The sequence below is a fragment of the Rhizobium sp. 2YAF20 genome (assembly GCF_052114685.1).
In the GTDB taxonomy this organism is placed as follows: Bacteria; Pseudomonadota; Alphaproteobacteria; order Rhizobiales; family Rhizobiaceae; genus Rhizobium.
Genome location: NZ_JBFRFF010000004.1, coordinates 51,199 through 68,759, shown reverse-complemented (window position 1 = coordinate 68,759; position 17,561 = coordinate 51,199). Strand labels below are relative to the sequence as shown.

General features: G+C 58.8%; 14 protein-coding genes. 13 read left to right on the top strand and 1 reads right to left on the bottom strand.

The features are described 5' to 3' along the window. The first annotated feature begins 63 nt into the window (after positions 1 to 63). The 12 genes from AB4Z52_RS07890 (at position 64) to AB4Z52_RS07835 (ending at position 13,174) form a co-directional block, all read left to right on the top strand. Positions 64 to 678 (top strand): NADH-quinone oxidoreductase subunit J, encoded by a 615-nt coding sequence (locus AB4Z52_RS07890; protein WP_442217366.1) that lies wholly within the window; start codon positions 64 to 66, stop codon positions 676 to 678. A 31-nt stretch (positions 679 to 709) separates the two neighbouring features. After that, on the top strand, positions 710 to 1,018 hold the full coding sequence (nuoK, locus tag AB4Z52_RS07885; RefSeq protein WP_111158166.1) for an NADH-quinone oxidoreductase subunit NuoK: 309 nt from the start codon (positions 710 to 712) through the stop codon (positions 1,016 to 1,018). A 7-nt stretch (positions 1,019 to 1,025) separates the two neighbouring features. Next, positions 1,026 to 3,023 (top strand): NADH-quinone oxidoreductase subunit L, encoded by a 1,998-nt coding sequence (gene nuoL, locus AB4Z52_RS07880; protein ID WP_442217365.1) that lies wholly within the window; start codon positions 1,026 to 1,028, stop codon positions 3,021 to 3,023. Beyond that, positions 3,023 to 4,534, top strand: a complete 1,512-nt coding sequence (locus AB4Z52_RS07875) for an NADH-quinone oxidoreductase subunit M (protein WP_442217364.1) — start codon at positions 3,023 to 3,025, stop codon at positions 4,532 to 4,534. Before nuoL ends, AB4Z52_RS07875 begins: the two co-directional genes overlap by 1 nt. A gap of 18 nt (positions 4,535 to 4,552) precedes the next feature. Next, on the top strand, positions 4,553 to 5,995 hold the full coding sequence (gene nuoN / locus AB4Z52_RS07870) for an NADH-quinone oxidoreductase subunit NuoN (protein WP_442217363.1): 1,443 nt from the start codon (positions 4,553 to 4,555) through the stop codon (positions 5,993 to 5,995). Next, complete coding sequence (locus tag AB4Z52_RS07865) at positions 5,995 to 6,759, top strand: biotin--[acetyl-CoA-carboxylase] ligase (protein ID WP_442217362.1); 765 nt, start codon at positions 5,995 to 5,997, stop codon at positions 6,757 to 6,759. Before nuoN ends, AB4Z52_RS07865 begins: the two co-directional genes overlap by 1 nt. 16 nt (positions 6,760 to 6,775) lie before the next feature. Beyond that, positions 6,776 to 8,443 (top strand): ribonuclease J, encoded by a 1,668-nt coding sequence (locus tag AB4Z52_RS07860; RefSeq protein ID WP_442217361.1) that lies wholly within the window; start codon positions 6,776 to 6,778, stop codon positions 8,441 to 8,443. 25 nt (positions 8,444 to 8,468) lie between these two features. Further along, positions 8,469 to 8,873 carry a methylmalonyl-CoA epimerase gene (gene mce, locus AB4Z52_RS07855; RefSeq protein WP_442217360.1) on the top strand — a complete coding sequence of 135 codons (405 nt, stop codon included), beginning with the start codon at positions 8,469 to 8,471 and terminating at the stop codon, positions 8,871 to 8,873. A 104-nt stretch (positions 8,874 to 8,977) separates the two neighbouring features. Next, on the top strand, positions 8,978 to 9,253 hold the full coding sequence (locus AB4Z52_RS07850) for a DUF1467 family protein (RefSeq protein ID WP_442217359.1): 276 nt from the start codon (positions 8,978 to 8,980) through the stop codon (positions 9,251 to 9,253). Between the two features lie 566 nt (positions 9,254 to 9,819). Beyond that, a complete protein-coding gene (proS, locus tag AB4Z52_RS07845; protein ID WP_442217358.1) occupies positions 9,820 to 11,142 on the top strand; it encodes a proline--tRNA ligase in 1,323 nt (440 codons plus the stop codon). A gap of 19 nt (positions 11,143 to 11,161) precedes the next feature. Continuing rightward, entirely contained in the window at positions 11,162 to 12,475 is a 1,314-nt protein-coding gene (locus AB4Z52_RS07840) for a lipoprotein-releasing ABC transporter permease subunit (RefSeq protein WP_442217357.1), read from the top strand. 15 nt (positions 12,476 to 12,490) lie between these two features. Beyond that, positions 12,491 to 13,174 (top strand): ABC transporter ATP-binding protein, encoded by a 684-nt coding sequence (locus AB4Z52_RS07835; RefSeq protein WP_442217356.1) that lies wholly within the window; start codon positions 12,491 to 12,493, stop codon positions 13,172 to 13,174. 11 nt (positions 13,175 to 13,185) lie between these two features. On the opposite strand, the gene AB4Z52_RS07830 is transcribed toward AB4Z52_RS07835, so the two are convergent. Further along, positions 13,186 to 13,653 carry a DUF5680 domain-containing protein gene (locus tag AB4Z52_RS07830; RefSeq protein WP_442217355.1) on the bottom strand — a complete coding sequence of 156 codons (468 nt, stop codon included), beginning with the start codon at positions 13,651 to 13,653 and terminating at the stop codon, positions 13,186 to 13,188. A gap of 395 nt (positions 13,654 to 14,048) precedes the next feature. Between AB4Z52_RS07830 and dnaE the strand changes: the two genes are divergently transcribed. Further along, complete coding sequence (dnaE, locus tag AB4Z52_RS07825) at positions 14,049 to 17,543, top strand: DNA polymerase III subunit alpha (protein ID WP_442217354.1); 3,495 nt, start codon at positions 14,049 to 14,051, stop codon at positions 17,541 to 17,543. Positions 17,544 to 17,561: the final 18 nt, after the last annotated feature.

Here is a 17,561-nt window from a genome sequence, read left to right as displayed (position 1 = left end):
GGCAGGGACACCCCCGACTGTTCGGGGCTCAACTGCCCGGGGGAAGATGAAGAAGGCACCAACATGGGTCTGCAGGCTCTTTTTTTCTATCTGTTCGCCTTTATCGCGGTGGCGTCGGCGTTCATGGTCATTTCGGCGCGGAACCCGGTCCATTCGGTCCTGTTCCTGATCCTGACCTTTTTCAACGCTGCGGGACTGTTCCTCCTTCTCGGAGCGGAGTTCCTGGCGATGATCCTGCTCGTCGTTTACGTCGGCGCCGTGGCGGTGCTCTTCCTCTTTGTCGTGATGATGCTGGATATCGACTTTGCCGAGCTGCGCTCCGGCATCCTGGCCTATGCGCCGATCGGCGCGCTGGTCGGGGTCATTCTGGCAGCCGAACTGATCGTCGTGGCTGGCGGCACCGTCATCTCGCCCGTGATCGCCAAGACGGTCGCGATGCCGATTCCGCCGCTTTCGAGCAAGACCAACACGGCAGCGCTCGGCGACGTGCTTTATACGAACTACGTTTATTTCTTCGAGATCGCCGGTCTTGTGCTGCTGGTCGCGATGATCGGCGCCATCGTCCTGACGCTACGGCACCGCACCAACATCAAGCGCCAGAATATTCCGCAACAGGTTGCCCGCACGCCCGCGACCGCCGTCGAGGTGGTCACGGTCAAGCCTGGGCAGGGCGTTTGAGCTGAAACGCGAGGGTTAAAGGAACACTATCATGGTCATCGGACTTTCCCACTACCTCACGGTCAGCGCCATCCTCTTCGTGCTCGGCGTCTTCGGCATCTTCCTCAACCGGAAGAACGTCATCATCATCCTGATGTCGGTCGAGCTGATCCTGCTTGCCGTCAACATCAACATGATCGCCTTCTCGTCTTTCCTCAACGATATCGTCGGACAGGTCTTTGCGCTGTTCATCCTGACGGTTGCTGCCGCAGAAGCTGCGATCGGTCTTGCAATTCTCGTTGTCTTCTACCGAAACCGCGGTTCGATCGCCGTGGAAGACGTCAATATGATGAAGGGCTGATACAGCTATGTTTCTCTATAAGGCTATCGTCTTTCTTCCACTGATCGGCTTCCTGATTGCCGGCCTTTTCGGCCGTTCGGTTGGCGCCAAGGCATCGGAATACATCACCTGCGGCCTGATGATCATCGCGGCGCTTCTGTCTTGGATCGTCTTCTTCACCGTCGCTCTCGGGGCGCCGCATGAAGGCCCGATCAAGGTCGAGATCCTAAGGTGGATCCAGTCCGGCGGCATCGATGCCTCCTGGGCGCTGCGCATCGACACGCTGACTTCGGTCATGCTCGTCGTCGTCAATACGGTGTCGACGCTCGTTCATGTCTATTCGATAGGTTATATGCATCACGATCCGCATCGCCCGCGCTTCTTTGCCTATCTGTCGCTCTTCACCTTTGCCATGCTGATGCTGGTGACCTCCGATAACCTGGCTCAGATGTTCTTCGGCTGGGAAGGCGTGGGTCTGGCCTCCTACCTGCTCATTGGCTTCTGGTTCAAGAAGCCTTCGGCCTCTGCGGCTGCGATAAAGGCCTTCGTCGTCAACCGCGTCGGCGACTTCGGTTTCGTCCTTGGCATAGCCGGTGTCTTCGTCCTCTTCGGCTCGATCAATTTCGACGTCATCTTCGGCAATGCCCAGAGCTTTGCGGCCGGGCAGGGTGGTCAGCCGGGCGATATCGTCCTCAATCTCTTCGGCATGCAGCTGACCCGCGCCCATGCGCTTACCGGCATCTGCCTGCTTCTCTTCATGGGTGCGATGGGCAAGTCCGCGCAGTTCCTGCTGCACACCTGGTTGCCGGACGCGATGGAAGGCCCGACACCGGTTTCGGCGCTCATCCATGCCGCGACCATGGTCACGGCCGGCGTCTTCCTCGTTGCCCGCATGTCGCCGATCTTCGAATTGTCGCCGGATGCGTTGGTGTTCGTCACCACGATCGGCGCGATCACCGCGTTCTTTGCCGCGACCGTCGGTCTCGTGCAGAACGACATCAAGCGCGTCATCGCCTATTCGACCTGTTCGCAGCTCGGCTACATGTTTGTGGCTCTCGGTGTCGGCGCCTACGGCCCGGCGATTTTTCACCTGTTCACCCACGCCTTCTTCAAGGCGCTGCTCTTCCTCGGTGCCGGCTCGGTGATCCATGCCGTCGATGGCGAACAGGATATGCGCCACATGGGCGGGCTTCGGAAGCACATTCCGATGACCTTCTGGATGATGACGATCGGCACGCTGGCACTAACAGGCGTCGGCATTCCGTTCACGATCATCGGCACTGCAGGCTTCTTCTCCAAGGACGCGATTATCGAAGCTTCCTATGCCTCGCATAGCCCGGTTTCAGGCTTTGCCTTCACGCTGCTGGTCATCGCCGCCATGTTCACCAGCTTCTATTCCTGGCGCCTGGCGTTCCTCACCTTCTTCGGCAAGCCGCGCGCGTCGCACGAAGTCATGCACCACGTGCACGAATCGCCGAATGTCATGCTAATCCCGCTCTACCTACTGGCGCTCGGCGCTCTGGCGGCCGGCGTTGTCTTCCACGGTTACTTCATCGGCGAAGGCTATGGCGAGTTCTGGAAGGGTTCGCTGTTTACGCTTCCCGACAACAAGATCCTGGAGGAGCTCGAGCGCGTGCCGGCGCTGGTCAGCCTCAGCCCGTTCATCGCCATGCTGCTCGGTTTGGTGACCGCCTGGTACATGTACATCAAGTCGCCTGAAACGCCGCGGAATCTCGCTCGTCAGCATCGGATTCTCTATCAGTTCCTGCTGAACAAGTGGTATTTCGACGAACTCTACGACTTCCTCTTCGTCCGTTCCGCCAAGCGGCTGGGACGCTTCCTCTGGAAGCAGGGTGACGGCGGCATCATCGATACCTACGGCCCGAACGGAGTTGCGGCGCGCGTCGTTGACGTTACCAACCGCGTGGTTCGCCTGCAGACCGGATATCTCTATCACTACGCCTTCGCGATGCTGCTCGGCATAGCAGCCCTCGTTACCTGGATGATGCTCGGGAGTGCCCTTTGATGACCGATTGGCCTATTCTTTCAACGGTCACCTTCCTGCCGCTGGTCGGCGTGGTGCTCCTGCTCCTGATGCGCGAGGACGGGCCAAATGGCCGTCGTAACATCCTCAACATCTCGCTGCTGACGACGATGTTCACCTTCGTCGTATCCCTGTTTATCTGGGCCGGATTCGATAATGCCAATCCCGGTTTCCAGATGGTCGAGAAGCACGCTTGGCTTGGAACCGGTATCGGCTACCATCTCGGCGTCGACGGCATTTCGATGCTGTTTATCATCCTCACGACATTCCTGATGCCTTTCTGCGTGCTGGCGAGCTGGCTCTCGGTCGAGAAGCGGCTGAAGGAATATATGATCGCCTTCCTGGTATTGGAAACGATGATGACCGGCGTCTTCGTGTCGCTGGACATCGTGCTGTTCTACGTGTTCTTCGAAGCAGGCCTGATCCCGATGTTCCTGATCATCGGCGTCTGGGGCGGCAAGGATCGCGTCTACGCCAGCTACAAGTTCTTCCTCTACACGCTGCTCGGTTCGGTGCTGATGCTGCTCGCCATCATGGCGATGTACTGGCAGGCCGGAACGACAGATATCTCGGCGCTGCTTGCCTTCAAGTTCCCGCCGCATCTGCAGACGTGGCTATGGCTCGCATTCTTTGCGTCCTTCGCCGTGAAGATGCCGATGTGGCCGGTCCACACCTGGTTGCCTGATGCGCACGTTCAGGCGCCGACGGCGGGTTCGGTGATCCTTGCGGGTGTCATGCTGAAGCTCGGCGGCTACGGTCTCATCCGCTTCTCGCTCGCCATGTTCCCGGATGCGTCAGCCTATTTCGCACCCTTCGTCTTCTCGCTGTCCGTGATCGCCATCATCTATACTTCGCTGGTGGCGCTGATGCAGGAGGACATCAAGAAGCTGATTGCCTATTCGTCGGTGGCGCACATGGGTTATGTCACCATGGGTGTCTTCGCCGCCAATACCCAGGGCGTGCAGGGGGCAATCTTCCAGATGCTCTCGCACGGCATTGTCTCCGGCGCGCTCTTCCTTTGCGTCGGCGTGGTCTATGACCGAACCCATACCCGCGACATCGCGGCCTATGGCGGTCTCGTCAACAACATGCCGAAATATGCCGTTGCGATGATGATCTTCACCATGGCCAATGTCGGTCTTCCCGGCACGTCAGGCTTCATCGGCGAATTCCTGACCCTTATCGGCGTCTTCCGCGTCAACACTTGGGTTGCGCTATTTGCCGCGACCGGCGTCATCCTGTCGGCCGCCTATGCACTTTGGCTCTACCGTCGTGTCATCTTCGGCGCGTTGGAAAAGGAGAAGCTGAAGGCGTTGTTGGACCTGTCGCCGCGCGAACAGCTCATTCTCTATCCGCTGATCGCGGCGACGATCTTCTTTGGCATCTACCCCGCGCCGATCTTCGATGCGACCGCTGCCTCGGTGGACCTGCTTGTGAACAACTACTCTGCAGCCCTGCACGCCGCGCACGACGTTGCGCTGTCGATGAAATGATGACGGGACTTTTTGGCTATGACCGCTGACACAATTTATGCCAGTCTGCAGCTCTCCTTCCCGGAGATCATTCTCGCGATCGGTGCGCTCGCGCTGCTGATGATCGGCGTGTTCGCCGGGGAACGTTCCGGTCCCATGGTAACAGGGCTCGCCATTGCCGTGCTTGTTATCGCAGGTCTCTGGATTATTTTTGAGCCAAGCACAGGCCTTGCCTATGGCGGCGCCTATCTTTCCGACGGCTTCTCCCGTTTCATGAAGATCGTCGCACTGATCGGCTCGATCGTCGCCATGTTCATGACGATCGGGCAGGCGCGCGAACAGCAGCTTGATCGTTTCGAGTTTCCAGTGCTCCTGCTTCTGGCGACGCTCGGCATCCTGCTGATGATTTCGGCCCATGACCTGATCTCGCTTTATCTGTCATTGGAACTGCAGTCGCTGGCTCTTTATGTCGTCTGTGCCATCAACCGCGACAGCCTGAAGTCGACGGAAGCCGGCCTGAAATACTTTGTCCTTGGCGCGCTTTCCTCCGGCATGCTGCTCTACGGCATGTCGCTGGTCTACGGCTTTACCGGTCACACCACCTTCGATGCCATTGCCGTGGCACTGGGCTCTGAAACACGGTCGCTCGGCTTGGTCTTTGGCCTTGTCTTTGTTCTCGCCGGCCTTGCCTTCAAGATTTCCGCCGTGCCCTTCCACATGTGGACGCCTGATGTGTATGAAGGCGCGCCGACGCCGGTCACCGCTTTCCTTGCGGGTGCGCCCAAGGTTGCGGCCATGGCGATCCTGACACGGCTCGTCATCACGGCCTTCCAGCCGGTTCTCGCCGACTGGCAGCAGATCGTCGTCTTCATCTCGATCGCGTCGATGCTGCTTGGTTCCTTCGCCGCGATCGGCCAGCACAATTTCAAGCGGCTGATGGCCTATTCGTCGATCGGCCATATGGGCTACGCGCTCGTAGGCCTTGCTGCCGGCAACAAGACCGGCGTATCCGGCGTGATGCTTTACATGGTCATCTACATGGTGATGACGCTCGGCACCTTCGCCTGCATCTTGGCGATGCGCCGCAAGGATGGGCGCCAGGTCGAAAGCATAAGCGATCTTGCCGGCCTGTCGTCGACCAATCCGTTCATGGCAGTCGTCCTGACTGCGCTGATGTTTTCGCTGGCCGGGGTTCCACCGCTTGCGGGCTTCTTCGCGAAGTACTTCGTGTTCGTTGCAGCCATCGAGGCAAAGCTCTACGGGCTGGCGATCATCGGTATGCTGGCATCGGTTGTCGGCGCCTACTACTATCTTCGCATCGTCAAGGTCATGTGGTTCGACGAGGCGACGGACGACTTTACGCGCTCCGCCGGTGAACTGCGCCTGGTCTACGGCCTTTCTGGCCTCTTCGTGATTGCCTATGTCCTCATCGGCGGCCCCATCGGCGGCGCCGCCGACTTGGCTGCCGCGACGCTGTTTTAATGGCTGCTGAAACCGGAAGCCGGAAGTTGCCTGCCGACTTCCGGCATGAGGCGCTGCTTGAGACCTCTTCCACCAATAGTGAATGCCTCGTCCGTGCGCGTGCCGGCGACGCGGGCAATTTCTGGATCACCGCGGGCCGGCAGACCGGTGGCCGCGGCCGGCGCGGGCGACCTTGGGTTTCTGAGCCTGGTAATCTATATGCGTCGCTTCTGCTGATTGACCCAGCCCCGATGGAACGCCTTGGCTCGCTGCCTTTGGCGGTTGCCGTTGCCGTTCATCAGGCGGTGCGCGCGGTGCTGCCGTTGGCCGCCAAGCCTGTTGAGGTCAAATGGCCGAACGATATTCTCATCGGACGCAAGAAGACCTGCGGCATTCTGATCGAAGGCGAGGCCTTGCCCGGCGGCCGTTATGCGCTGGTCATCGGCATCGGCATCAATATTGCGGTCATGCCTGAAAACCCGCAATATCCCGTAACGTGCCTGCGCGAGCAGGGAGCGTCCGCCTCGCCTGAAGAGGTGTTCGCGCATCTTTATGCCTCGATGGCGGAAGCGCTCGCCGCGTGGGACAAGGGCAGGGGCATACGCGAAATTACCGCACGGTGGCGCGATGTCGCTTGCGGCATAGGCGAAAAGATAACGGTAAACCTGCCCGACCGGTCGATTTCCGGCCAATTCGCAGGGATAGATGATAGTGGCTTGTTGATGCTCGACACCGGTGCAGGCAGGATCATGACGATCGCCGCAGGCGATGTCTTTTTTGGATAATGGATAAAAGAATAGTATGGCGAACCAAGACGAATTGGTGTTCCTGCCGCTTGGCGGTGTAGGCGAGATCGGCATGAATCTCGCGCTCTACGGCTATGGCCCCAAGGACCATCGCCAGTGGATCATGGTGGATTGCGGCGTGACCTTTCCCGGGCCGGATTTGCCCGGCGTCGACCTTGTGTTGCCGGATATTCGCTTCCTTGCCAAGGAACGCAAAAATCTCAAGGCGATCATCATCACCCACGCGCACGAGGACCATTACGGCGCCTTGAATGATCTTTGGCCGGGCCTGAATGTGCCGGTCTATGCATCCGGCTTCACCGCCGGCATGCTGGAGGCAAAGCGCAACTACGAGAAGTCGCGTGGTGAAATTCCGATCACCCCTTTCAAGGCTGGAGACCGCGTCAATATCGGTCCGTTCAGCGTCGAGGGCGTTGGGGTCAACCACTCCATCCCCGAGCCGATGTCGCTGGTGATACGCACGCCGCTTGGCAATATCGTGCATACCGGCGACTGGAAGATCGATCATGAGCCGTCGCTTGGTCCGCTCACCGACGAAGCCCGTTTCCGCCAACTCGGCGACGAGGGCGTCCTCGCGCTGATGTGCGATTCCACCAACGCCATGCGCGATGGTGTCTCGCCGTCGGAAAAAGACGTGTCGGAATCCTTGCGCAAGATCATCGAGAACGCCGACGGACGCGTGGCGATCACCACATTCTCCTCGAATGTCGGGCGTATCCGCACCGTTGCCGAAGCCGCCGAGGCTGCTGGCCGTGAGGTGCTGCTTCTCGGCAGCTCGCTGAAGCGCGTCGCCAATGTTGCCCGCGATGTCGGGCTGATGGAAGGCGTGAAGCCCTTCATTGCCGAAGACGAATATGGCTATATCCCGCGCGACAAGGTTGTCGTCATCCTGACTGGCAGCCAGGGGGAGCCGCGGGCGGCCCTCGCCAAGCTTTCCCGGGACGAGATGCGCAATGTTGCGCTGTCCGCCGGCGATATCGTGGTATTTTCCTCACGCGCCATCCCAGGCAATGAAAAGGCCATTCAGGATATCAAGAATGGCTTGGTGGAGCAGGGTATCCATATTGTCACCGACAACGAGGCGCTGGTCCATGTTTCTGGGCACCCGCGCCGCAACGAGTTGCAGAAGATGTATCAGTGGACAAGGCCGAAGGTTCTCGTTCCCGTCCATGGCGAAGCCGCCCATCTCGTCGCTCAGAAGGAGCTCGCCCAACAATCCGGCATCGCACTTGTGCCTCGCGTCAGAAATGGCAACATGCTTCGCCTGGCGCCCGGGCCGGTCGAGGTCATCGACGACGTGCCGCATGGTCGGATCTACAAGGACGGAACGCTGATCGGCGATTTCGAGGAAATGGGCATAGGCGACCGCAAGAAGCTGTCCTTTGCCGGACATGTCGCGGTCGGCGTCGTGCTCGATGCGCGCTTCGATATCATCGGCGATCCCGATGTTGTGGCCATCGGTCTGCCGATCTACGACGATGAGGGCGAGGAAATGGAAGACACGCTCTTCGATGCCGTGGTCAGTGCCATCGAAAGCATTCCGCGCGCGCGCCGCAAAGACCTCGACATGCTCCAGGAAGCTGTGCGCCGGGCGGTTCGCTCGACAGCAAACAACATCTGGGGGAAGAAGCCTGTGGTGACCGTCTTCATGAACAAGGTCTGAGATCCAGGCTGACAAGGAGGTGTCGATGCTCGGAAGGGTTAATCACCTGGCAATTGCCGTGCCGGATCTGGCGACGGCGACCGCTGCATATCGCGACCAGCTCGGTGCTTCCGTGTCGCAGCCCCAACCCCTGCCGGAACATGGCGTCACCGTCGTCTTCGTCGGTTTGCCCAACACCAAGATCGAGCTGTTGGAGCCGCTCGGGGAGGGCTCGTCGATCGCCGCGTTCCTGGCAAGGAACCCCGACGGTGGGATGCACCACATCTGCTATGAAGTTGACGATATTGTCGCGGCACGGGACCATCTGCTTGCATCTGGAGCGCGCGTGCTCGGCAACGGCGAACCAAAGATCGGCGCCCACGGCAAGCCGGTGCTCTTCCTGCATCCGAAGGATTTCTTCGGGACGCTGATAGAACTCGAACAGCTGTGACATTAGGGCGCTATCTCACGCTTTGAACAGCAGCGCCTTTCGCCTTATAGATATCGGCCGAGGAAGCGCTAAGCGCGAAATACAGCCGCGGAGGGAGCCAAACGATGATCCAACCAATCTTGTCGACGCTGGCGGTCTATTTTGTCGTCTGGTGGATCACGCTTTTTGCCATCCTGCCGATCGGCATGAGAACCCAGGAAGAAGACAATGAGGTCGTGCTTGGCACCGTCGCCAGTGCTCCGACGAAGTTCCGCGCCGCTCGGGTGGTCTTGCTGACGACCCTGGTCTCAGGCGTAATTTACGGCGGCTGGTTCGTGTGTTCGAACTATCTCGGCATAAACGTAGACGCGATCCCGGCCATCGTTCCTCGCTACCAATGAGCTGGCAAAGCGGCATGTCATAAGGCTGTCGCATATTTGGGGCACACAGGCACCAGGCTTGGGCGCGTGCGGTGAAACCCGACGCGAGGTGTAAATTTTGCTATGAGATTTAGCACGAGTTGATGTAGGGCAAAAAAAAACAAGGCAGAAGCCTTGTTTTTAAGTTTCGCGTGATCCTTATCCGTTGCCGGGGCAGCGACGAGCGCGCCTAAGATCTGATCCTCCCAAGACTTGACCGCGAGAACGACAAGAATTTAACCTTCCTGCCTCTTTTGTGAGCTGAAACTAGCTCAAAGAATAAGCTTTGTCATCTGTTTTTTTGCATTTTTGCTACACTCGCGCAAAATTTTTCTGTTGACAAGTTTTTCATGTAAGTCCTTATAAACATGCATTTTTTTAGAATGAAGAAAAAATTCGGCGCGCTGCTTGCCGCCATTTCAAACTGTTGGACTGCGGCCTCCGTGAGCAGGGTTTCTTTCCTGCGGCGAAGCAGATATGAACGCCTTCAGCATTAACTTGTTGTGCGATTCCACGCCGCGAACCTGTCAAACCAACCGGAAGTTGCCATGCGTCTGTCCCGTTATTTCATGCCGATCCTGAAGGAGAACCCCAAGGAAGCGGAAATTGTTTCCCATAGGCTGATGTTGCGCGCTGGAATGATACGCCAGCAGTCGCAGGGTATCTATTCGTGGTTGCCGCTCGGCAAGCGCGTTCTCGACAAGGTCAACGCGATCATCCGCGAGGAACAAAACCGCGCGGGCGCCATCGAGCTGTCGATGCCGACGCTCCAGTCGGCTGAACTCTGGCAGGAAAGCGGCCGCTACGACGCCTATGGCAAGGAGATGTTGCGCATCAGGGACCGGCAGGACCGCCCCATGCTCTATGGTCCGACCAACGAAGAGATGGTGACGGATATCTTCCGCTCCTACGTCAAGTCCTACAAGGATCTGCCGCTCAACCTCTACCATATTCAGCTGAAGTTCCGCGACGAGATCCGCCCGCGCTTTGGCACGATGCGCTCGCGCGAATTCCTGATGAAGGATGCCTATTCGTTTGACCTGACCCGCGAAGGGGCGGAGCATTCCTACAGGAAGATGTTCGCCGCCTATCTCCGCACGTTCTCGCGGCTCGGACTGCGGGCCATTCCGATGCTGGCAGATACGGGCCCGATCGGCGGCAATCTCAGCCATGAATTCATTATCCTTGCTGACACTGGCGAGTCCGAGGTGTTCAGTCACAAGGATTTCGTGAAGTTCGATATTCCAGGCGCCAATACCGATTTCGACGACGTGGCGGGTTTGCAGGCGATCTTCGACCAGTGGACGTCGGTCTATGCCGCGACATCGGAAATGCACGACGAGGCCGCCTTCAACGCGATCCCCGAGGCCGAGCGTCTCTCGGCCCGCGGCATCGAGGTCGGCCACATCTTCTATTTCGGCGAGAAATATTCCGAACCGATGGGAGCCAAGGTCCAGGGTCCTGACGGCAAGGAACATACGGTCCATATGGGATCCTACGGAATTGGCCCTACACGGCTGGTTCCGGCGATCATCGAAGCCTCTCATGACGAGAACGGAATCATCTGGCCGGCCTCCGTTGCACCATTTGACATTGTTGTGATCAACATGAAGTCCGGCGATGAAGCCTGTGATTCTGCCTGCGAAAAGCTTTATTCGACGCTCATGAAGGCCGGCAAAGACGTGCTGCTCGACGACCGTGACGATCGCGCCGGAACGAAATTCGCCACGGCGGATTTGATCGGCGTGCCCGTCCAGGTGATCGTGGGCCCCCGGTCGGTTGCAAGTGGTGAAGTGGAAGTCAAGGATCGCAAGACCGGCGCGCGCGAGACGATGACGATTGAAGCGGCAGTCAACCGGCTGGTTGGCTGAATGAAAGGCGGGAAGGCGAATGGCGGTAAGCAGCGCGGCAGTGGATCAGCAGCCTAAGACAAAAGTCGCAGCATCTGCGTCGCGCCCGTTTTCAGTCTTCGAACGGCTTGTTGCCTGGCGCTATCTTCGCGCCCGGCGAAAAGAGGCGTTCATTTCCGTCATCGCGGGCTTTTCGTTCATCGGCATCATGCTCGGCGTCGCGACGCTCATCATCGTCATGGCCGTCATGAATGGCTTCCGCACCGAGCTGATCACGCGCATTCTCGGTCTGAACGGTCACATCATCGTCCAGCCTGTCGACACGCCCTTGAACGACTATGCAGCCCTTGCGCAGAAGTTTGCCGCGGTCCCGGGCGTCACCATGGCGATACCGCTCGTCGAGGGCGAAACGCTTGCCTCCGGTAAAGGCGGAGCTGGTACGGGCGCCCTTGTGCGCGGTATGCGCGCCGAGGATCTCACCAAGCTCAAGACCATTTCCGGAAATGTCAAATCGGGGGATCTCGTCGGCTTTGCGGCCGGTCAGGGGGTTCTTGTCGGCTCGCGCATGGCCCAGCAGCTCGGCCTGTCTGCCGGCGATCAGATCACGCTCATCGCGCCTGAGGGCGACGTCACCCCCTTCGGTGTCAATCCGCGCGTCAAATCGTACACCGTCTCCGGGATTTTCGAGATCGGCATGTCGGAATACGATGCCTCGATCATCTTCATGCCGCTCGAGGAAGCGCAGCTCTACTTCAATGCACCAGGTATCGTCCAGTCGATCGAACTGTTCATCACCAAGCCTGACGATGTCGAGGCGATGAGGCCTCAGATCGAGGCGGCCGCCGGACGGCAGGTGTTCCTCACCGACTGGCGCCAACGCAACGAGACGTTCTTCTCCGCGCTCCAAGTGGAGCGCAATGTCATGTTCATGATCCTGACATTGATCGTTTTGGTCGCCGCCCTCAATATCATCTCCGGCCTGATCATGCTGGTGAAGGACAAGGGCAGCGACATCGCCATCCTGCGCACCATGGGTGCAAGTTCCGGGGCGATCATGCGCATTTTCTTCATGACAGGGGCTGCGATCGGTATTGTCGGCACACTCGGCGGCGTCCTTCTCGGCGTTCTCGTCTGCGTCAACATCGAGTCTATCCGTGGTTTCTTCTCCTGGGTCTCCGGCACGGTTCTGTTCGATCCCCAGCTCTATTTCCTCAGCAAGCTGCCCGCGGAAATGGATATCGGGGAGACGATCACGGTCGTGGTCATGGCGCTCAGCCTGTCGTTCCTCGCCACCATTTTCCCTGCCTGGCGTGCCTCGCGGCTCGATCCGGTGCAGGCGCTGCGCTACGAATAAGGACCTCAGCATTTCATGAAGCAAAACGTCGTTCTGCAGCTGACCGGCATCGAACGCCACTACGGCCAGGGTGAGACAACTCTTTCCATCCTGAAAGGTGCGGATTTTTCGCTGCATCGTGGCGAGATCGTAGCCCTTGTCGCGCCGTCGGGCACCGGCAAGTCCACCCTTCTTCACGTGGCCGGCCTGCTGGAGCACCCGGATGCCGGGGATGTCACGATCAACGGCAATCCGTGCAACGGGCTGTCCGACGAGCGGCGCACGGCCATCCGACGCAACGAGATCGGTTTCGTCTATCAGTTTCATCACCTCCTCCCGGAGTTTTCTGCGGTAGAAAATATCATGATGCCGCAGCTCATTGCTGGGCTCTCGCGGAAAGAGGCGCATGAGCGCGCCGGACAATTGCTGGATTACATGCGTATCGGCCATCGCGCCTCACACCGCCCGGCCGAACTATCCGGCGGCGAGCAGCAACGCGTCGCCATTGCCCGCGCCGTGGCCAATGCGCCGCTGGTGCTCTTTGCCGATGAGCCCACCGGCAACCTCGATCCGGCAACGGCGCACTACGTCTTTGATGCCCTCGAAGCGCTCGTCCGCCAATCCGGGCTCGCCGCGCTGATCGCCACCCACAACCACGAACTTGCAGCCCGTATGGACCGCCGCGTCACAATCAGCGACGGCAAGGTCGTCGAGTTCTGACCAATTTCGGCTTACGGTTTGATCAAGCCGCCGTGATAGTGCAACTCGTAAGCTTCGCGGCCAGCGACCACAATGATCTCGCGCCCTCTAAAATGGCTGCAGTCGCCAACGTTGCGATCGTGGTAGCGGGCGAGCGCATGGTCGAAATCCATACCCCCAAGAAACCGGTTTTCCTCGATATACATGTACTGTAGGGCAGCTTTGATGACGGTCCCGGCCTTCGTTGCATCGATCAACGCAGGCACTAAAATCCTCCCGAAATAGTTCATGGCCCATACCGGTTCATCGTTGACCCAAACCACCTCCTGGCCGGCAAAATCGCCACCACCGAAATAGCTGTCGAGATAGCGCCATCCCTCGCTCGTATAACCGACGTCGTGTGAACCCAGGCGGCATGACGCTGATGGCTTGGCACCGGCGACGTAGCTGTTCGACTTCGCAGTGACGATGAACCGGTTCAGTTCGCTCAGCTCCCACATCTTCCTCTCCATGCCGCTCTATAACGTAGAGTTGCATATCCCATTGCCACTGTAAAGAACATAGGGGGAACATAGCAAAGTTCTATCTGTTTTGTTCCCTCTGTAGCAATCGCAACAAATTCTTCGAAATAGCAATTGACTGGTGAACATAAATAGAACATATAGGAAACATAACAAGCAAGGAGAGGCCCAATGACCGACTTTATCAGAGACGTCGCCGCGTTTACCTCCATCGTCATGTTTGTCGCAAGCTTTTCGATCATCGTGATGGCGATGTGACTTTCAACCATCGTGGCGTGTCGATGCGCCTGTGATTTCTGGGATAACGACTGGACTCTATCTTCCGCAATGCCGACAATAGCCGCGATTCATTCTGGCGGGCGAAAAGGCATATTATGGCGGAAGCAAATGACAGCGCAGTCGGTCCTCTCGGGCCGTTGCCGGACTTTGTTCATCTACGTGTCCATTCCGCCTATTCGCTGCTTGAAGGCGCGTTGCCACTCAAGAAAATCCTCGCCAAAGCGGTTGCCGACAGTCAACCGGCCATCGCGATTACCGACACGAACAATCTTTTCATCGCGCTGGAGTTTTCCCAGAAGGCGATGGAGGAGGGTTTACAGCCGATCATCGGTTGTCAGGTGTCCATCGATATGGGGGACGGGGCCGAGGGCGATAGGCGCAATGGTCAGCACGCGCTCGCCAAGCTTCCGGCGATCGTGCTTCTTGCCGCGTCTGCCGAGGGCTACGAGCGTCTCGTCGATCTTGTCAGCCGCGCCTATCTCGGCGGCGACAGCAGTCAGGCTGTGCATATCAACAGGTCCTGGTTGGACGAGATTGGCACCGAGGGATTGATTGCGCTGACAGGTTCGGTCGGCGGCCCGATCGACCTGGCTCTCAAGGAAGGCCATGGCGCCCAGGCCGAGGCGCGGCTGCTAGAGCTGAAGCGACTGTTCGGTAACCGGCTTTATGTCGAGCTTCAGCGGCACGGCACTTTCGATCGCCGCCATGAGCAGAAGATGGTAGCGCTCGCTTATGAACACGATCTGCCGCTTGTCGCGACCAACGAGGCGTTCTTTCCGACACGCGACGATTATGATGCCCACGATGCGCTGATGGCCGTTGCCCATAACGCCATCGTCTCCGACGACAGCCGCTTCCGCCTGACGCCGGATCACTATCTGAAGAGCAGGGCCGATATGGTCAAGCTCTTCGCCGATCTGCCGGAAGCCCTGGCAAATACGGTCGAAATCGCCGAACGTTGCTCCTTCGTGCTCGAGACCCGAAAGCCAATCCTGCCGCGTTTCACCGGTGCCACCGACGATCCCGAAGAGGCGGAGCGGGCGGAGGTGCTGGAACTGCGCAACCAGGCGGTCGAGGGCCTGGACATGCGGCTGGCGACGCTTGGGATGGCGCCTGGATACGAGGAGAAGGACTATCGCGATCGGCTTGAGTTCGAACTCAGCGTCATCGAGCGCATGAAGTTTCCGGGCTACTTTTTGATCGTTGCCGACTTCATTAAGTGGGCAAAGCAGCATGACATTCCCGTCGGGCCAGGCCGTGGCTCGGGTGCCGGTTCACTGGTTGCCTATGCTTTGACGATCACCGACGTCGACCCGCTACGATTTTCTCTGCTGTTCGAGCGCTTCCTCAATCCTGAGCGCGTCTCGATGCCGGACTTCGATATCGACTTCTGCCAGGATCGCCGGGAAGAGGTGATCCGTTACGTGCAGCAGAAGTATGGTCGCGAGCAGGTCGCGCAGATCATCACCTTCGGTTCGCTGCAGGCTCGCGCAGCACTGCGCGATGTCGGTCGCGTGCTGGAAATGCCCTATGGCCAGGTCGACAGGATCTGCAAGCTGGTGCCGAACAATCCGGCCAATCCGACGACGCTTGCAAAGGCGATCGAGGAGGAGCCGCGGTTCCAGGAGGAAGCTGACAAGGAGCCCGTGGTTGCGCGCCTTCTTGACATAGCCCAGAAGATCGAGGGGCTCTATCGCCACGCTTCGACCCATGCCGCGGGCATCGTCATCGGCGACAGGCCGCTGTCAAAGCTGGTGCCGATGTATCGCGATCCGCGCTCCGATATGCCGGTCACTCAGTTCAACATGAAGTGGGTGGAGCAGGCGGGTCTCGTCAAATTCGACTTTCTCGGACTGAAGACTTTGACAGTCTTGAAGACGGCTGTCGATTTCGTCGCCAAGCGCGGCATATCGATTGATCTTGCAACGATCCCGCTCGACGACAAGGAGACCTACGACAAGTTGTCTCGCGGCGAGACGGTCGGCGTGTTCCAGGTGGAAAGCCAGGGCATGCGCAAGGCTCTCCTCGGCATGCGGCCGGATTGCATCGAGGATATCATCGCGTTGGTGGCGCTCTATCGCCCGGGTCCGATGGAGAATATCCCGGTCTACAATGCCCGCAAGCATGGTGAGGAGGAGATGGAATCGATCCATCCGATGATCGACCATCTGCTCAAGGAGACCCAGGGCGTCATCGTCTACCAGGAACAGGTGATGCAGATCGCGCAGGTGCTCTCCGGTTATTCGCTGGGAGAAGCCGATCTACTGCGCCGCGCCATGGGCAAGAAGATCAAAGCGGAGATGGACCAGCAGCGAGCACGCTTCGTTGAAGGGTCGATGAAGAACGGCGTCTCGAAGCCGCAATCCGACATGATCTTCGATCTCCTGGCAAAGTTCGCCAACTACGGTTTCAACAAGTCGCACGCTGCGGCCTATGCCATCGTCTCCTACCAGACCGCCTATATGAAGGCGCATTATCCGGTCGAGTTTCTCGCGGCCTCGATGACGCTTGATATGGCGAATACGGAAAAGGTCAACGATTTCCGCCAGGATGCAAAGCGGCTCGGCATCGAGGTTGTTGCGCCATCTGTGCAGACTTCCTTTCGGCATTTCCAGACGGGCGACAACCGTATCTATTATGCGCTGGCGGCGATCAAGGGCGTCGGTGAATCGGCCGTCGACCACATCGTGGAGGTGCGCGGCGATACGTCCTTTGCCAGCATTGAGGATTTTTGTCTGCGCATCGATCCGAAACAGGTCAATCGCCGGGTGCTGGAAAGCCTGCTGTTTGCCGGTGCCTTCGATTGTTTCGGCCTCGACCGTGCGCAGGTCCTCGCCGGACTCGACCGCGTTATCGGCTATGCCCAGCTTGCCCAGGAAAACAAGCGCAGCGGCCAGTCCGATATGTTCGGCAGCGGCTCCGGGTCAGGGCCGGAGCGGATTTCTTTCCCACCGTTCACGCCGTGGCTGGCGTCGGAACGCTTGCTGCGGGAGTTCCAGGTGCTGGGCTTTTACCTCACCGCGCACCCGCTCGATGCCTACAATGCCGTCCTGAAGAAGATGCGCGTCCAGACTTTTGCCGATTTCTCCGCGGCCGTTAAGCAGGGCGCCGCCAATGCGCGGCTTGCCGGAACGGTGATTTCGAAGCAAGAACGCAAGACCCGCACCGGCAACAAGATGGGCATCTTCGTCTTTTCGGATTCCTCCGGGCAGTTCGAAGCCGTGATGTTCTCGGAGATGCTGGCGCAATATCGCGATGTCCTCGAGGTGGGCAAATCTTTCGTCATCACGGCCGCGGCGGAGGAGCGGCCGGAGGGCGTAAGCCTTAGGCTTCAGACGGTACAGTCGCTTGAGGAGAAGTCGCTTCAGATGCAGAAGGCGCTGCGTGTCTATATCAGGGATTCCGGACCGCTGAAGATGGTTGCTGCTCATCTGAATGCAAAGGGCGACGGGCTGGTCTCTTTCATCGTCATCAAGGAAGAGGGCCAACGGGAGGTCGAAGTCGAGTTGCCTAACAAGTATCGGATTACGCCGGAGATCGCCGCGGCCCTGCGTTCCGCACCGGGTATCATCGACGTGGAACTGGTCTGAGTTGTGAACCGACCAGGC